At 59.7% G+C, this 12,884-nt stretch carries 18 protein-coding genes; 9 read left to right on the top strand and 9 right to left on the bottom strand.

The window, feature by feature from the left end; translation table 11 throughout:
- Window positions 1-8 precede the first annotated feature (8 nt).
- The gene (locus AB731_RS13190) at window positions 9-1,448 is read right to left on the bottom strand and encodes a S41 family peptidase (RefSeq protein ID WP_047094479.1); all 1,440 of its coding nucleotides are present in this window, start codon (window positions 1,446-1,448) and stop codon (window positions 9-11) included.
- A 248-nt stretch (window positions 1,449-1,696) separates the two neighbouring features.
- On the opposite strand from AB731_RS13190, the gene AB731_RS13185 reads away from it, so the two are divergent.
- Together AB731_RS13185 and AB731_RS13180 are read left to right on the top strand one after the other, a co-directional pair.
- Complete coding sequence (locus tag AB731_RS13185; protein ID WP_052769075.1) at window positions 1,697-2,311, top strand: YbhB/YbcL family Raf kinase inhibitor-like protein; 615 nt, start codon at window positions 1,697-1,699, stop codon at window positions 2,309-2,311.
- 50 nt (window positions 2,312-2,361) lie between these two features.
- Window positions 2,362-2,613, top strand: a complete 252-nt coding sequence (locus tag AB731_RS13180) for an SWIB/MDM2 domain-containing protein (RefSeq protein WP_047094478.1) — start codon at window positions 2,362-2,364, stop codon at window positions 2,611-2,613.
- Between the two features lie 74 nt (window positions 2,614-2,687).
- Here AB731_RS13180 and AB731_RS13175 read toward each other — a convergent pair whose 3' ends face one another.
- The 5 genes from AB731_RS13175 to dapD all read right to left on the bottom strand — a co-directional run bounded on the left by AB731_RS13175 (window position 2,688) and on the right by dapD (window position 5,085).
- Window positions 2,688-3,098 (bottom strand): DoxX family protein, encoded by a 411-nt coding sequence (locus AB731_RS13175; RefSeq protein WP_047094477.1) that lies wholly within the window; start codon window positions 3,096-3,098, stop codon window positions 2,688-2,690.
- The gene (locus AB731_RS13170) at window positions 3,098-3,388 is read right to left on the bottom strand and encodes a DUF427 domain-containing protein (RefSeq protein ID WP_047094573.1); all 291 of its coding nucleotides are present in this window, start codon (window positions 3,386-3,388) and stop codon (window positions 3,098-3,100) included. Before AB731_RS13170 ends, AB731_RS13175 begins: the two co-directional genes overlap by 1 nt.
- 242 nt (window positions 3,389-3,630) lie before the next feature.
- A complete protein-coding gene (locus tag AB731_RS13165; protein WP_047094476.1) occupies window positions 3,631-3,858 on the bottom strand; it encodes a hypervirulence associated TUDOR domain-containing protein in 228 nt (75 codons plus the stop codon).
- A 12-nt stretch (window positions 3,859-3,870) separates the two neighbouring features.
- The gene (locus tag AB731_RS13160) at window positions 3,871-4,179 is read right to left on the bottom strand and encodes a hypothetical protein (RefSeq protein ID WP_047094475.1); all 309 of its coding nucleotides are present in this window, start codon (window positions 4,177-4,179) and stop codon (window positions 3,871-3,873) included.
- Window positions 4,180-4,245: 66 nt separating this feature from the next.
- The gene (gene dapD, locus AB731_RS13155; RefSeq protein ID WP_047094474.1) at window positions 4,246-5,085 is read right to left on the bottom strand and encodes a 2,3,4,5-tetrahydropyridine-2,6-dicarboxylate N-succinyltransferase; all 840 of its coding nucleotides are present in this window, start codon (window positions 5,083-5,085) and stop codon (window positions 4,246-4,248) included.
- 296 nt (window positions 5,086-5,381) lie between these two features.
- Between dapD and AB731_RS13150 the strand changes: the two genes are divergently transcribed.
- Window positions 5,382-7,667, top strand: a complete 2,286-nt coding sequence (locus tag AB731_RS13150; RefSeq protein ID WP_052845721.1) for a S8 family peptidase — start codon at window positions 5,382-5,384, stop codon at window positions 7,665-7,667.
- A gap of 5 nt (window positions 7,668-7,672) precedes the next feature.
- Here the strand turns inward: AB731_RS13150 and gmk are convergent, their stop codons facing one another.
- The 3 genes from gmk to AB731_RS13135 are packed head-to-tail and all read right to left on the bottom strand — an operon-like array spanning window position 7,673 to window position 9,340.
- Window positions 7,673-8,326: a guanylate kinase gene (gmk, locus tag AB731_RS13145; protein WP_047094472.1), complete on the bottom strand. Its 654-nt coding sequence runs from the start codon at window positions 8,324-8,326 to the stop codon at window positions 7,673-7,675.
- A 55-nt stretch (window positions 8,327-8,381) separates the two neighbouring features.
- Window positions 8,382-8,789 (bottom strand): hypothetical protein, encoded by a 408-nt coding sequence (locus AB731_RS13140; RefSeq protein WP_052769073.1) that lies wholly within the window; start codon window positions 8,787-8,789, stop codon window positions 8,382-8,384.
- A 38-nt stretch (window positions 8,790-8,827) separates the two neighbouring features.
- Window positions 8,828-9,340 (bottom strand): SspB family protein, encoded by a 513-nt coding sequence (locus AB731_RS13135; RefSeq protein ID WP_047094571.1) that lies wholly within the window; start codon window positions 9,338-9,340, stop codon window positions 8,828-8,830.
- A 128-nt stretch (window positions 9,341-9,468) separates the two neighbouring features.
- Here AB731_RS13135 and hisB point away from each other — a divergent pair, with 128 nt between their 5' ends.
- The 6 genes from hisB to AB731_RS14040 all read left to right on the top strand — a co-directional run bounded on the left by hisB (window position 9,469) and on the right by AB731_RS14040 (window position 12,857).
- Window positions 9,469-10,062, top strand: a complete 594-nt coding sequence (hisB, locus tag AB731_RS13130) for an imidazoleglycerol-phosphate dehydratase HisB (RefSeq protein WP_047094471.1) — start codon at window positions 9,469-9,471, stop codon at window positions 10,060-10,062.
- A 116-nt stretch (window positions 10,063-10,178) separates the two neighbouring features.
- Window positions 10,179-10,811 carry an imidazole glycerol phosphate synthase subunit HisH gene (gene hisH / locus AB731_RS13125; protein ID WP_047094570.1) on the top strand — a complete coding sequence of 211 codons (633 nt, stop codon included), beginning with the start codon at window positions 10,179-10,181 and terminating at the stop codon, window positions 10,809-10,811.
- On the top strand, window positions 10,808-11,533 hold the full coding sequence (gene hisA, locus AB731_RS13120) for a 1-(5-phosphoribosyl)-5-[(5-phosphoribosylamino)methylideneamino]imidazole-4-carboxamide isomerase (protein WP_047094569.1): 726 nt from the start codon (window positions 10,808-10,810) through the stop codon (window positions 11,531-11,533). The genes hisH and hisA overlap by 4 nt, the downstream gene beginning before the upstream one ends.
- Window positions 11,530-11,766, top strand: a complete 237-nt coding sequence (locus tag AB731_RS13115) for a hypothetical protein (protein ID WP_047094470.1) — start codon at window positions 11,530-11,532, stop codon at window positions 11,764-11,766. Before hisA ends, AB731_RS13115 begins: the two co-directional genes overlap by 4 nt.
- The gene (gene hisF / locus AB731_RS13110) at window positions 11,763-12,527 is read left to right on the top strand and encodes an imidazole glycerol phosphate synthase subunit HisF (protein WP_047094469.1); all 765 of its coding nucleotides are present in this window, start codon (window positions 11,763-11,765) and stop codon (window positions 12,525-12,527) included. The genes AB731_RS13115 and hisF overlap by 4 nt, the downstream gene beginning before the upstream one ends.
- A 150-nt stretch (window positions 12,528-12,677) precedes the next feature.
- Entirely contained in the window at window positions 12,678-12,857 is a 180-nt protein-coding gene (locus tag AB731_RS14040; protein WP_047094468.1) for a hypothetical protein, read from the top strand.
- Window positions 12,858-12,884 lie beyond the last annotated feature (27 nt).

Raw genomic sequence — 12,884 nt, 5'->3', positions numbered from 1 at the left:
CAAACGGCTTAATACAGGCCAGGAACCTCGTGCTGCGCGGCTGTGCGGTCCTGCAGATCGGGCGAAAGCAGACCTTCATCGATCGCAGTTGCAGTGGTTGCAGGCCCGCCAGCTATTGCGGTGCAGGCGCGCCCGGCAAGGAAACTGAGCGCGGTCGCCGTCATCGCTTCTCTCGGATCACCCATCTGGAAGCGGATATCGTCATTCGCGCGGCACGTGTTTGGCACTGTTGTGGCCAGGCCATTGAAGTACTCGCCAAGTCCATCTGCGTTTTGAAGCTGGATCGTTACAGGGCGAAAACGATCATCGCAGGCGGCCAGATCAAATCCGGATTGTCCCACTGGCTTGCCAAAAGTGTTTTCTCCGATCAGCGCGATATCAGCCACGTAAGGCTGGATGCCATTGATCACCAGTTCACTGGCGGAAGCAGTCGACTCTGTCCCGATGAACGCGATCTTGGTCGGCGCGATGGATTCTGGCCGGACGTTGAAGCGGTAGATCGAATTGTTTTCCGATTTCGATGCGCGGAAAGCAATCTCATTATAGACCTGATTGTCGAAACCGCGTGCAAGCAGGTCGCCGAACGTTTCTGCCACCGAAATGCGCCCGCCGCCATTGTAGCGGAAATCGATGATCAGTTCTGTCACGCCCGCTGCGCGGAAATCCGCAAATGCATTGATCAGATCGGTTTCGGCAGACAGGACGGAGAAAGTGCGAAGATTGAGGTAGCCAACCTGTTTGCCGCCATCGTTGATGATCTGCGCGCCATACCGGTCCGACACAGGATCCAAGGCAAAAGTGGTTTTGCTCAGCGAAACCTCACGCTGTACTCCGGACTGATCCCGCACGAGCAATACGCGTGTAACACCAGTTGTTGCCGCGCCAAGAGCATCGGATACCGCCCTTGCGCCGCCAGTCGCGAATAGCGAATTGACCGATTGGATGTTGCTGGAAACCGTTCCGATGCCCAGAATTTCAGTCCCGCGATCAAGGTTTGCACCCAGCGCTGCTGTGCCTTCAAACGTTTCGATAACGAAGGCGCGGCGATTGGCGGAATCGTAAGCCAGCCGGAAGCCGAACCCGGCACTTGCCCCGCTGCTGGCGAAATCGTTTTCCTGCTGGATCGAGGTGACGAAGGTGAAACCGCGGTCCCTGTTGACCTCCCGGGCCGGGGCAACCAGTGCATCAAGATAGGCTTGCACGCTGTTGAAATCGCTCTGCCGGGCCGACGTGTCGAGCAGGTTGGGGAACAGATACCATTCATTCAGCAAATCGCGCGCGAAATTCTGTCGTGCGGTGAGCGAGCAAGGGTCCGTGCCGCCGCCGCCGCCGATTCCACCGCCTCCGCCGCCTCCACCAACTGTCGGAGTCGGAGTGCCCCCGCCTCCGCCACAGGAAACGAGCATGGCGGCGCAAGCCAGAGACAAGGCAAATTTTGACGTGTGCATGAATGTCCGTTTCTTTTCAGATTGTTGGACCGAACCGAAGGTAAAAGGCAGTCTATCGCGTGGTGACTTGCGTGACAAGCAAAGCCGATTTGTGTCCAGAGTCTTTACATCGGCCCCGCCTAGCTTCCCAATTCCTTCGACAGGCTGAACCGATTGAGGCCTTGCAATGGCGTGTCGCAATCGGCACATGGCGCTTCACCTATCCGTAAACGCGTCGAAAACGCGCCAAGCATGAAAGACCTATGCGAATGTCCGACACCGTCCCTGATTGGCTATCCAAGGCACTTGGCAAGACAGCAGGCGATGTTCGTGGCGGCCATGCCAAAATCGTGGCGGCCAAACTGGGTTCAGAGGCAATGGTGAACAAGGGCGGCTTCGCGCTGTCCTCTGCCGCGTTCAAGGCTGGTGGCCCGCTTGATCCCTGTTTTACAGCGGACGAAGAAGATGCCGTCGCGCCGCCGCTGGAATGGACCGCGCCGCCACCCGGAACGCAGGAACTCGTCTTGATCGTGGAAGATGCCGATTTCCAGACGGGCGAACCGTTCTGTCACTGGCTGGTCTGGGGACTGCCTGGCCAGAAGGGCATGATCCTGGAAGGGGAAACTCCGCCGCGGGTGGGCAAGAATGCTTTTGGCAATTCCGAATGGCTGCTGCCAGACCCGCCAACGGGTGACAAACCGCATGATTTTGTGTTCCAACTGTTTGCGCTCGATCTGCCGCTTACGCTGATGCCGGGCGCGAATCGGGAGGAGCTTGTTGCCGCGATGGAAGGCCATGTGACGGCTGTGGCAATGCTTACAGCAACTTATACCCGTGAAGAAGGCGGGGATTACGACTGGGAAGATGGCGACGAAGAGATTTGAACGGTGCTAGACTTCTAGCCCTGTATTTTTGACTGAAAGGAAATCTGAAAATGGCTGCCAAGAACAATGCACTGAACAAGCCGGTCAACCTGACACCGGAACTTGAAAACGTGGTCGGCAAGGGTCCGATGACCCGCGCACAGGTCACCAGCAAGGTGTGGGACCACATCAAGGCGAATGACCTGCAGGATTCCAAAGATCGTCGTCAAATCAATCCCGATGCCAAGCTTGGCGCGGTGATCGGTACCGAACAGATCTCCATGTTCAAGATGACCGGTGCTGTTTCCAAGCACATGAGCTAATCGCTCAAGCATCATTGAAACACGCAAACGGGCGGGAGGCATTGCGCTTCCCGCCCGTTTCGTTTGCCTGCGGCCTATCGCCGCACCGTCAATGGCCAGTCCGTGACGCGGCCCGTCCATAGCGCCAGCCAGATCAGCAGCGGCTGCGCAATCATGCGTGGCACGTGATAGGCAGCGCCCCACCCGCCAGACAGGCTGCCATCCCCGCGCGCAAAATCCATCAGCATATGGTTCACATTGGCAGGCCACACGCACAGCGCGTACAGCGCAAGGCCAATGCCGCCCGCTTGCCGCAAGCGGAGGGAACAGGGCTGCGCGAGCGCAATAGCTCCAGCGATTTCGGCAATGCCGGTCCATAGAACGACTTGCTCGGGCATCGACACCCAAGCGGGCGTAATCAGCAGAAACGGCTCAGGGCCGACGATGTGGCGGTATCCGGCGTAGGCATAGAACACCGCCAGCAGAATCCGCAGTCCTGCACGCATCACCCGGCGTTGACCTGAACGCCTTTCCAGAACGCAAACCGTCCTGCGATTTCCTTCGCTGCATCCTTCGGTTCCGGATAATGCCACACGGCATCGGTATTGGTTTCACCGTCCACCACGATCGAATGATAATGCGCATCGCCTTTCCATGGGCAGTGCGTGGTCCTGTCACTCGGCACCAGTACCGCGCTTTCGACATCATCTGCCGGGAAATAGTGATTGCCTTCGACGACCACGGTATTGTCGCTGCGGGCGATAATCGTGCCATTCCAGCTTGCGGTAACGGTCATGGATATTCCTTTGGATAGCTTGCACTTGCCAGTGCATACACGAAGGGCATAGCCAGCTTCCGCGATCAGAACCATCTTTGTCGCCAGTCCGCTGGTCTCTACCGCATTGGCGCGGCGCGGATATTCACGAACTGGGCTGGAGGTAATTTCCTGCCACAATACGCTGCGCGTGATGCGCGCGGCAGAAGCGTATCCGTGGGGGCAGGCGGGCGTGGCCCTGATCGAGACGCCCGCCAGATAAATCAGTTTGCGGCTTTTAACTCGGAGCCAAGTTTCAACACTTCATCGCCGTCTTCCTGCTTGATCAGGTACGCGGGATCATCCTCGCTGCCGTTGCGGGTCACTTCGCTGCCTTTCAGCGTGCGGGTGACATCGCGTTCGAACCGTTCGGTGATCTGGCCTTTGGCTGTGCCATTGCCCCAGTCCCACTGAACATACTGTTTGGTCTGGAAACTGTTGGAATTGCTCATCGGCAGACCTGGCTACTCTGTTTCCGGAGCGCTGGCTGCGTCCGAAGCTTCGCCTTCAACGCCTTCGCCAGCTTCCAAAACGATGCTGTCCGTGCTGTCGCCAGCTTCCTGTGCGTCCTGATTGTCTTGCATAACGGCAGACTGGGTGGCTTCTTCTTCGACATTGCCTTGCGACCATGCGCCGAAAATCCAGATGGCGGACAGCAGAGCAATCGCCACAAACAGGCTGATGCCCAGAATCCAGCGCACATGGCCCGTTTTGGATCCAGCCATCGCATCATCGTCCTCGATGTGGATTTCGTCGCCTTTTTTGTAACTCATTGCCTTAGCCTTCCGTCGTCATGACCCGTACAAGCTTTACGGGCCGTCGCTGTTATTGTTCCTGCATCAGTCGCGCAAAAGTTCGTTGATGCCGGTTTTGGAGCGGGTTTGCGCGTCCACCGTTTTCACGATCACGGCGCAATAGAGGCTCGGCCCCATGCTGCCATCTGGCAGCGGTTTACCCGGCAATGCGCCTGGAACAACCACGGCATAGGGCGGTACCTCGCCGCGGTGCACTTCGCCCGTGGCGCGGTCCACGATCTTGGTCGAGGAACCCAGATATACGCCCATGGAAAGCACAGCGCCTTCGCCCACGCGTACACCCTCTGCCACTTCGGCGCGCGCACCGATGAAAGCACCGTCGCCGATAATCACAGGTTCTGCCTGCAAAGGTTCCAGAACGCCGCCAATACCGGCGCCGCCCGAAATATGCACATTCTTGCCGATTTGCGCGCAGGAACCGACAGTGGCCCAGGTGTCGATCATCGAACCTTCACCAACATAAGCGCCAATGTTCACGAAGCTTGGCATCAGCACCACACCGGGCGCGATATAGCTGCCGCGCCGTGCAACCGCGCCGGGTACCACGCGAAAGCCGCCCTCGACAAAGCGATCGCGGCCCCAGCCGGCAAATTTGGACGATACCTTGTCAAAGGCCGGCTTGCCCGCGGACCCGCCATCCATCACCCGGTTTTCATACAGACGGAAAGACAATAGCACGGCTTTCTTCAGCCATTGATTGACCTGCCAGCCGCCATTGCCATCAGGCTCCGCCACGCGCGCCGTGCCGCTATCGAGCATCTCTATGGCCTTATCGACCGCATGACGCACATCGACATCTTCGATGGTGATGTTGGCGCGGTTTTCCCAGGCCTGTTCGATTTCGGTGACGAGTTCGTCGCTCATGTAACAAGTATCCCTGCTGCTGCGAATATGGGAGCAATGCTCTTACAAGCCAGCGGCTAGCCCCTTGGCGGCGTGGGCACAAGTAGGCAGCGAAAAGGCATCTGGTCTGCGCCACAGAAAGGTGTTCATTTGCGATTATGACAAGCCGTGCCATGACCGGCCTGCATACTTAAGGGATCGCTTTGGGACAGAAGAACAGCAAGGCCCGGCTAACAAGCTGGCGGTGCGGCGTGGCGGCGGCTGCGGTCGCTGTCCTTTCCGCTTGCGGAGGAGGTGGCGGTGGACCGCCTGTAACCATGCGCCCACCTGTTGCACCGGCCCCCACGCCTACACCGACTCCAACTCCAACTCCGGCTCCAACTCCCACTCCCACACCGACAAGCGCCAATTTCCCGCAGCAGGCTGTCCCCGCCGCATTCAATACGCGCGAATTTCGCGATTCGGACGGGCCGGGCCAGCATAATGCCGCATCGGTCTGGGCAGATGGCAATATCGGGACGGGGGTGACCATCGCCGTGATCGATACGGGGATAGATAATGACAGTCCCGAATTTACCGGGCGAATCTCTCCCGCCTCGATAGACATTGTTGCGAACCGCGCGCTGGAAGGGCCGGACGATCACGGCACGCTGGTCTCGCTCGTGGCAGCCGCTGCGCGCGACAATACCGGCGTTGTCGGCATCGCATGGGACGCGACCGTGCTTGCGATTCGTGCTGATGCCCCGGGTACGTGCGGCAGCGACAATGCCCAGGATCCGAATTCGGAATGTGCGTTTTTCGACAATGATATCGCCGCCGCGATAGATTACGCGGTCGCCAACGGCGCGAAAGTGATCAACATTTCGCTTGGCGGGCCTGGCGGCAACAATGCTCGCCTGAACAGTTCGGTTCGCGCAGCGGTTGATGCCGGCGTACTGATCGTGGTGGCAGCTGGTAATGACGGCTTGCCTGGTCTGGAGCAATCTGGTGTGGACTTTGCCAGTGCGGGCGACGGCGGCGTCCTGGTGGTCGGATCGGTCGATGCGAATTACAATATCTCCAGCTTCTCCAATCGCGCCGGGACGAACACCGCCCAGTATCTGGCTGCGCGCGGAGAGACGATCTGCTGCGTGTATCAGGACGGCGCGGTCTTCGTGGACAATGAAGGCTTTATCTTCCTGTTTTCCGGCACCAGTTTTGCATCACCCCAGGTGGCAGGAGCTGCGGCCTTGCTGGCGCAGGCCTTTCCCAATTTAACCGGGCGGCAGATTGCCGAGATCCTGCTCGAAAGCGCCTTTGATGCAGGCGCTGCCGGAAATGATGCGGTGTTTGGTCGCGGCATTCTGGATATTGCCGCTGCCTTCCAGCCAATCGGAACAACCAGTATTGCGGGGCAAGGTACAGCTCTGGCGCTGGGCGATGGTTCTGGCGTTGCCTCGCCTGCGATGGGCGATGCTTTCCGTAAAGCCGCGCTGCCGACCTTGATCACTGACCGGTTTGCCCGCGCGTTTGAAACCGATCTGGCAGGCACATTGCGCGGGGCAGAGCAGCGCCAGCAATTGCACGGTGTGATCGCCACGCAGACCCGCGCACTTTCGGGCGATGCGGCGGGTGCGAGTGTCGCATTTACCATCGATGCCCGCGGCCTTCAGCCGCCCCGAGCACAGGCCCTGCGGCTCAGCCATACGGATGCGGAGCAAGCGCGCGTCCTTGCCGCGCGGGTTTCCGTGCAGGTCGCGCCGACAACGCAGTTCGCCTTCGCCTACCGCGGTGGCGCAAGCGGTGTCGTGACCGGATTGCAAGGGCAGGAACGGCCCGCATTCATGATCGCGGGTGAGGCAAGCAATAATGATGGTATGCTGGCAGGCAGCGATGCTGCGGTGGCCCTGCGCGAACAGATCGGCCCATGGGGCCTCACCGTCAGTGCGGAAACCGGTTCCACTTTCACTGGTGCCACTGTGCGCCGGGCTGCGGCTTTGCGCGGACAGCGGCTGGATGAAGACATGGCGAGCTTTGGCCTGGCACTGGATCGCCGCCTTGGCGCGCTCGACACGGCGTTCGGGGTGACCTGGGCGGCAGAGGATCGCACAGTTCTGGGCGCGCGCTTCCACGAAGGCCTTGGTCTTGCGGGCAGCGATAATCTGTTTGTGGATCTTGATCTGGGCTGGCGGCCTGCAAGCCGGTGGCGGCTGGGCGCATCATGGCGGCAGGGCTTTACCGATCTGCGCGATGCCCCGCTGGTGGCGGGTGGTTCCCGGATGACGAGCAATGGCTGGAGTGTCGATCTGGAGCGCAGCGGTTTTCTGGCCGGCGATGATCGGATTGCGCTGCGCCTCTCACAACCTCTTCGCGTGACCGGCGGCGGGCTGAACCTGCGCCTTCCTTCCAGCTATAGCTATGAAACCCTGCTACCGGACGCCTATGCGATACAGACGCTCAGTCTTTCGCCGGAAGGGCGCGAGTTGACGGGAGAGCTGGCGTGGCGCGGGCGATTTTGGGGTGGCAGCGCGGCGGCCAGCCTGTTTTACCGCAATCAGCCAGGCCACTATGCCGATGCAGCGTCCGATGCGGGAATGGCGCTTCGCTGGTCGCGTGCATTTTAGCGAGGTCAGTCGCGCATCAATCCGCGTGTGAAGTCCACCAGGCCTGTCTGGCGCGCACGGCGCATCCGTTCGGCTTCAAGGATCGTTTTCACCTTCTTGAAGCAGGCGTCGATGTCATCGTTGACGACCACGTAATCATAACCGTCCCAATGGCTGATTTCATGCTGGGCGCGTGCCATGCGGCCTGCGATGACTTCATCACTGTCAGTGCCGCGACCGCGCAGCCGATCTTCCAGTTCACCGATGCTGGGGGGCAGCAGGAAGACGCGCACAACGTCTGTCTCCATACGCTGGTACAATTGCTGCGTACCCTGCCAATCAATGTCGAACAGGAAATCGCGGCCTTCCTTCAGGCCCGCCTTGATGTGCGATTTGGGCGTGCCGTAATTGTTTCCGAAGACTTGCGCCCATTCGATCAGTTCGCCTCCGTCGGCCATTTCGCGGAATTTCGTATCATCCACGAAATAATAATCATGGCCGTCAACTTCGCCGTGGCGGGGAGGGCGTGTCGTGACGGAAACCGACATGGCGATCTCCGCGTCTTCGCGAAGCAGGCGGCGGGCGATGGTCGTTTTCCCCGTCCCCGATGGCGAGGAGAGGATAAACATCAATCCGCGCCTGGCGAGATTGGGGCGATCGAGGCTTTGTGGGTCGGCCATGTTCAAGTCTGTTGCGCAGCCGCGCTGCACAAATCAAGTCAAAGCTGGCGAAGCTTTACCGCGTACCGTCGGGATCAGCCTGATCGCGCAATGCCTTTTCACCGGCCTTGCGCGCCTTGCGTTTGCCCTGACTGCGATCGAACAGGGTTTTGACAAGCAGGCCGGTGCTGACCAGCGCGAAACCTGGCAGAGACTTGGTTGCAAACTTGGTAACACCATAGGCTGCAAGGGTGTGCGTAAGAGAACGGTTTTCAACCGCATCCTTGGCAAATTCGGTACCGTATTTCTTGCCCAGCAACGCCTTTTCCAGGGTCATGCGCGAAACACGCCCGACAGAACGCAGGAGAATATCCTGGATCATGAGATTGGTTGCGGGGTTTGGACTGGGGCCGGGAACGCGGTCATCCTCGGCGTCGGCTACCGCGTCCGCCGCAATGTCAGTCAGATGAGTTGGATCAGACAAGGCTTTCCCCGTTGGCTCGGGCAGAAAACAGCCCGCTATTACTTCTTCCGGCCGAAATCGACCGTGACGACATTTGATCCGTCTTCACTTTGAGCAATGTCCGGTTTGCCATCTTGTTCCGCTTCGCTGGTCCCGTCGTTTTCTGCATCTTCGTGGCTCGCTGGTTCAACATCATCGACTGCAGCCTGGAATTGCAGGCCGAAATCGACTGCCGGATCGACGAAAGCCGTGATGGCCGAATACGGAATTGAAAGCTTTGACGGCACCTGATTGAAGCTCAGGCCAACGGTGAAGCCGCTGTCGGTAACGTTGAGGTCCCAGAACTTGTTCTGCAGCACGATCGTCATCTCGTCCGGGAACCGTTCCCTCAGCGACATCGGAATATCCACGCCCACTGCGCCGGTTTTGAAAGTGATGTAGAAATGGTGGCTGCCCGGCAGAACCGCGCCCGATTCCTGCACCTGGCCCAGCACCCTGCCAACAACGGCGCGCAGAGCTTCCTGCACGATTTCATCGTAGGGGATCAGGCTATCGGGTGTATCATCACTCATTCGCGTTAGGTGGCGCTGGCGCACGGCAAGGTCAAGCGCGAAATGGGTGCTGATCCGCCACCAATCCGCCAAAATTCGGCCTTCGCGCGGCTTGCGCATGACGCCGGGCGGTTTATAGGCTGCTTCCCATGCGAACAGGCAAAATACAGCGCAAAACGAAGGAAACCGATATCCACGTCGAGGTAAATCTCGATGGGACGGGCACTTATGACATTCACACCGGGATCGGATTTCTCGATCATATGGTGGAACAGTTCAGCCGCCATTCGCTGATCGACGTCACAATGAAAGTGGACGGCGATCTGCATATCGACCAGCACCACACGACCGAAGATTCGGCGCTCGCGCTGGGGCAAGCTCTGGCAGAGGCGCTGGGCGACAAGGGCGGGATTGGCCGGTACGGCGAGGCGCATTCGCCGATGGACGAGACGCTGAGCCGCGTTGTGGTCGATATTTCCGGACGGCCCTACATGGTGTGGAAAGCCCGCTTTACGCAGGAAAAGCTGGGTGAATGGGACACAGAGCTGATCGAGCACTGGTTCCATTCCGTATCGCAAACGGCGGGTCTTACGCTGCACATCCAGCAGCTGTACGGCACCAACAATCATCACATCTGCGAAAGTATCTACAAGGGCTTTGCCCGCGCCATGCGGCAGGCAGTGGAACTGGATGCGCGCAAGGGAAATGCTGTGCCGTCGACGAAAGGCCAGCTCGGTGGCTAACGAAATCGAATCCGCTGGTAAACAGCGACAAGGGCGACCGCCCGCCCGCAACGGGGGCAGCTTGTCTGCACGCATAGTGAGGACTGCGCGCCCGGATGGGCGTGCGCAAAACAAACATGTCTGAGGCCATCGCCTTGATCGACTTCGGCGCTGGCAATCTCCACTCTGTCCATAATGCGCTGAAAGCAGCCGGTGCGGAGCATGTCACTGTTACTGCCGATCCCGCACTCGTGCGCGGTGCACGGCGGATCGTGTTGCCCGGTGTCGGCAGCTTTCGCGCCTGCTATGAAGGGCTGACCGGCATCCCGGGCATGGTCGAGGCGCTGGAAAAGCGCGTACTTCAGGACGGCGTCCCGTTCCTCGGCATTTGTGTGGGTATGCAATTGCTTGCGACCCGCGGGCTGGAGCATGGGGAATGTCCGGGCCTCGGCTGGATCGCAGGCGATGTGACGCGCATAGAGCGCACCGATCCGCACATCAAAGTGCCGCACATGGGCTGGAACGATGTCGCCCTCAAACCGCATCATGCCGATCATGATCTGCTGGAGGAAGGCGAGGCCTATTTCCTCCACTCCTACCATTTCCTGCCCGAAGAAGGCCATGATATCGCCGCGATGACAGATCACGGCGGCGGCCTTGTGGCGGCGGTTGCGCGCGACAATATTCTGGGGGTGCAATTTCATCCGGAAAAAAGCCAGAGCTACGGCCTGGATTTGCTCCGCCGCTTTCTCGAATGGAAACCGCAATGATCGTATTTCCAGCCATTGATCTTAAGGCCGGTGAAGTGGTGCGCCTTGCCGAAGGCGATATGGACCGCGCCACGGTGTACGGAGACGATCCCGCCGCGCAGGCCATGCTTTTTGCAGAAGCCGGCGCGGAACATCTCCACGTGGTCGATCTGGACGGCAGCTTTGCGGGCCGCACGGAAAACCGCGCCGCGGTGGAGGCCATAGTCGAAGCGTTTCCGGGATACGTGCAGCTTGGCGGCGGCATCCGCGATGCGGCTGGCGTGGAAGGTTGGTTCAATCTGGGCGTGGCGCGCATCGTGATGGGCTCCGCCGCGCTGAAAAACCCCGAATTCGTGAAAGACATGGCCCGCGAATGGGAAGGCGGCATCGTCGTTGCCGTGGACGCGCGCGACGGCATGGTCGCGACGGAGGGCTGGGCCGAAGTTTCCGACGTGCCGGTGCGCGATATGGCCCGCCGGTTCGAGGATGCAGGCGTTGCCAGCCTGCTGTTTACCGATATTGGCCGCGACGGCCTGCTGAAAGGTTGCAACGTGGATGCGACGGTGGAATTGGCGCGCAGCGTTGATATTCCCGTGATCGCCAGCGGCGGCGTCAAGGGGCTGGACGACATCCACATGCTGGCGCTTCAGGCTGATCAGGGCATTGAAGGCGTGATTACGGGCCGTGCGCTGTATGAAGGCAGGCTGGATCTGGCGACTGCGATTGCGATGGCCAACCGGTGAGCCAATACCAGATTGATCTGCTGTTTGCGCTGGGCCTTCCGATAATCGGAACAATCCAAGCCATATTCTTGTGGCTTGATGCGAAGGCCGGTAAGGTACGTGTCACCCCGATGCATCATATCAACCGGGCAGACAGCCCCCGCAGCTACACAATCGCGCTGGTTGCAAATGTTCTGCTGGTCGCTTTTGTCATGCTTGTCGGGGCATATTACATATCGGCAGTTATCAGATGACCGTCCGTATCCGCGTCATCCCTTGTCTCGACGTTGCCGATGGTCGCGTGGTGAAGGGCGTTAATTTCGTCGATTTGAAGGACGCAGGCGATCCGGTAGAGCAGGCGCAAGCCTATAGCGAAGCGGGCGCGGACGAGCTTTGTTTTCTGGACATTTCCGCCACCCATGAAGGGCGCGGGACGCTGCTCGATATAGTGCGACGGACGGCGGAAGTGTGCTTCATGCCGCTGACCGTCGGCGGCGGTGTTTCCAGCGTAGAGGACGCGCGGGCCCTGCTGCTGGCCGGCGCGGACAAGGTCGCGGTGAATTCCGCCGCCGTGAAACGCCCGGAAATCATGGCTGACATTGCGGACCGTATGGGCAGCCAATGCGCGGTCGCATCCGTTGATGCGCGCAAGGTGGCACCGGGCCGGTGGGAAATTTTCACCCACGGCGGGCGGCGTGAAACAGGGATCGACGCGCTGGAACACGCAGTCAAACTGGCAGAGCTGGGCGCTGGCGAACTGCTTGTTACCAGCATGGACGGTGACGGAACTCAGGCCGGATATGATCTGGAGCTCACCCGTGCCATCGCCGACGCCGTTTCCATTCCCGTTGTCGCAAGCGGCGGAGTGGGCAACTTGCAGCATCTCGTGGACGGCGTGACCAAGGGCCACGCGAGCGCTGTGTTGGCCGCCAGCATATTTCATTTTGGCACATACACCATTGCAGAGGCCCATGCGGCCCTGCGCGCAGCCGGACTACCCGCCAGAAGTACCTGAAACAAAAGGCGAATCAGGGGAAAGCCATCAGCCCGCCGGACGCGCTGTATGATACAATCCTTTACACCTGTGCAGACCCCCGGTCCCGCTGCGGGACAGGCTGCGCTAGGTTCTTGTGCAATGCGGCAAAAGCGCCGAATTCGCCCCTTCATGATTTACCGAATTTCTTTCCTCGCCATAATGGCATTTGCCGCTGCGCCGGTATCGGCCTCCGCCTCTACTGCTGCGCAGATCCCTGAAGGATCGAGCGCCACGCTGTTCGCGCTTGGCGTGATTGGAGTAATCGTGGGCCGCCGCCTGTCCATGCGCAAAGCGGACCGGGACGATTAGATAGAACCGCAGGACCTCTCATTCGGC

Source organism: Aurantiacibacter marinus (assembly GCF_001021555.1).
Lineage (GTDB): Bacteria > Pseudomonadota > Alphaproteobacteria > Sphingomonadales > Sphingomonadaceae > Alteraurantiacibacter > Alteraurantiacibacter marinus.
This window is presented reverse-complemented; position numbering and strand designations above follow the sequence as displayed.

Coding starts and splice junctions, on each gene's coding strand:
- AB731_RS13190 (WP_047094479.1), bottom strand. CDS start 1,448: ATGCACACGTCAAAATTTGCCTTGTCTCTGGCTTGCGCCGCCATGCTC.
- AB731_RS13185 (WP_052769075.1), top strand. CDS start 1,697: ATGTCCGACACCGTCCCTGATTGGCTATCCAAGGCACTTGGCAAGACA.
- AB731_RS13180 (WP_047094478.1), top strand. CDS start 2,362: ATGGCTGCCAAGAACAATGCACTGAACAAGCCGGTCAACCTGACACCG.
- AB731_RS13175 (WP_047094477.1), bottom strand. CDS start 3,098: ATGCGTGCAGGACTGCGGATTCTGCTGGCGGTGTTCTATGCCTACGCC.
- AB731_RS13170 (WP_047094573.1), bottom strand. CDS start 3,388: ATGACCGTTACCGCAAGCTGGAATGGCACGATTATCGCCCGCAGCGAC.
- AB731_RS13165 (WP_047094476.1), bottom strand. CDS start 3,858: ATGAGCAATTCCAACAGTTTCCAGACCAAACAGTATGTTCAGTGGGAC.
- AB731_RS13160 (WP_047094475.1), bottom strand. CDS start 4,179: ATGAGTTACAAAAAAGGCGACGAAATCCACATCGAGGACGATGATGCG.
- dapD (WP_047094474.1), bottom strand. CDS start 5,085: ATGAGCGACGAACTCGTCACCGAAATCGAACAGGCCTGGGAAAACCGC.
- AB731_RS13150 (WP_052845721.1), top strand. CDS start 5,382: ATGCGCCCACCTGTTGCACCGGCCCCCACGCCTACACCGACTCCAACT.
- gmk (WP_047094472.1), bottom strand. CDS start 8,326: ATGGCCGACCCACAAAGCCTCGATCGCCCCAATCTCGCCAGGCGCGGA.
- AB731_RS13135 (WP_047094571.1), bottom strand. CDS start 9,340: ATGAGTGATGATACACCCGATAGCCTGATCCCCTACGATGAAATCGTG.
- hisB (WP_047094471.1), top strand. CDS start 9,469: ATGCGAACAGGCAAAATACAGCGCAAAACGAAGGAAACCGATATCCAC.
- hisH (WP_047094570.1), top strand. CDS start 10,179: ATGTCTGAGGCCATCGCCTTGATCGACTTCGGCGCTGGCAATCTCCAC.
- hisA (WP_047094569.1), top strand. CDS start 10,808: ATGATCGTATTTCCAGCCATTGATCTTAAGGCCGGTGAAGTGGTGCGC.
- hisF (WP_047094469.1), top strand. CDS start 11,763: ATGACCGTCCGTATCCGCGTCATCCCTTGTCTCGACGTTGCCGATGGT.
- AB731_RS14040 (WP_047094468.1), top strand. CDS start 12,678: ATGATTTACCGAATTTCTTTCCTCGCCATAATGGCATTTGCCGCTGCG.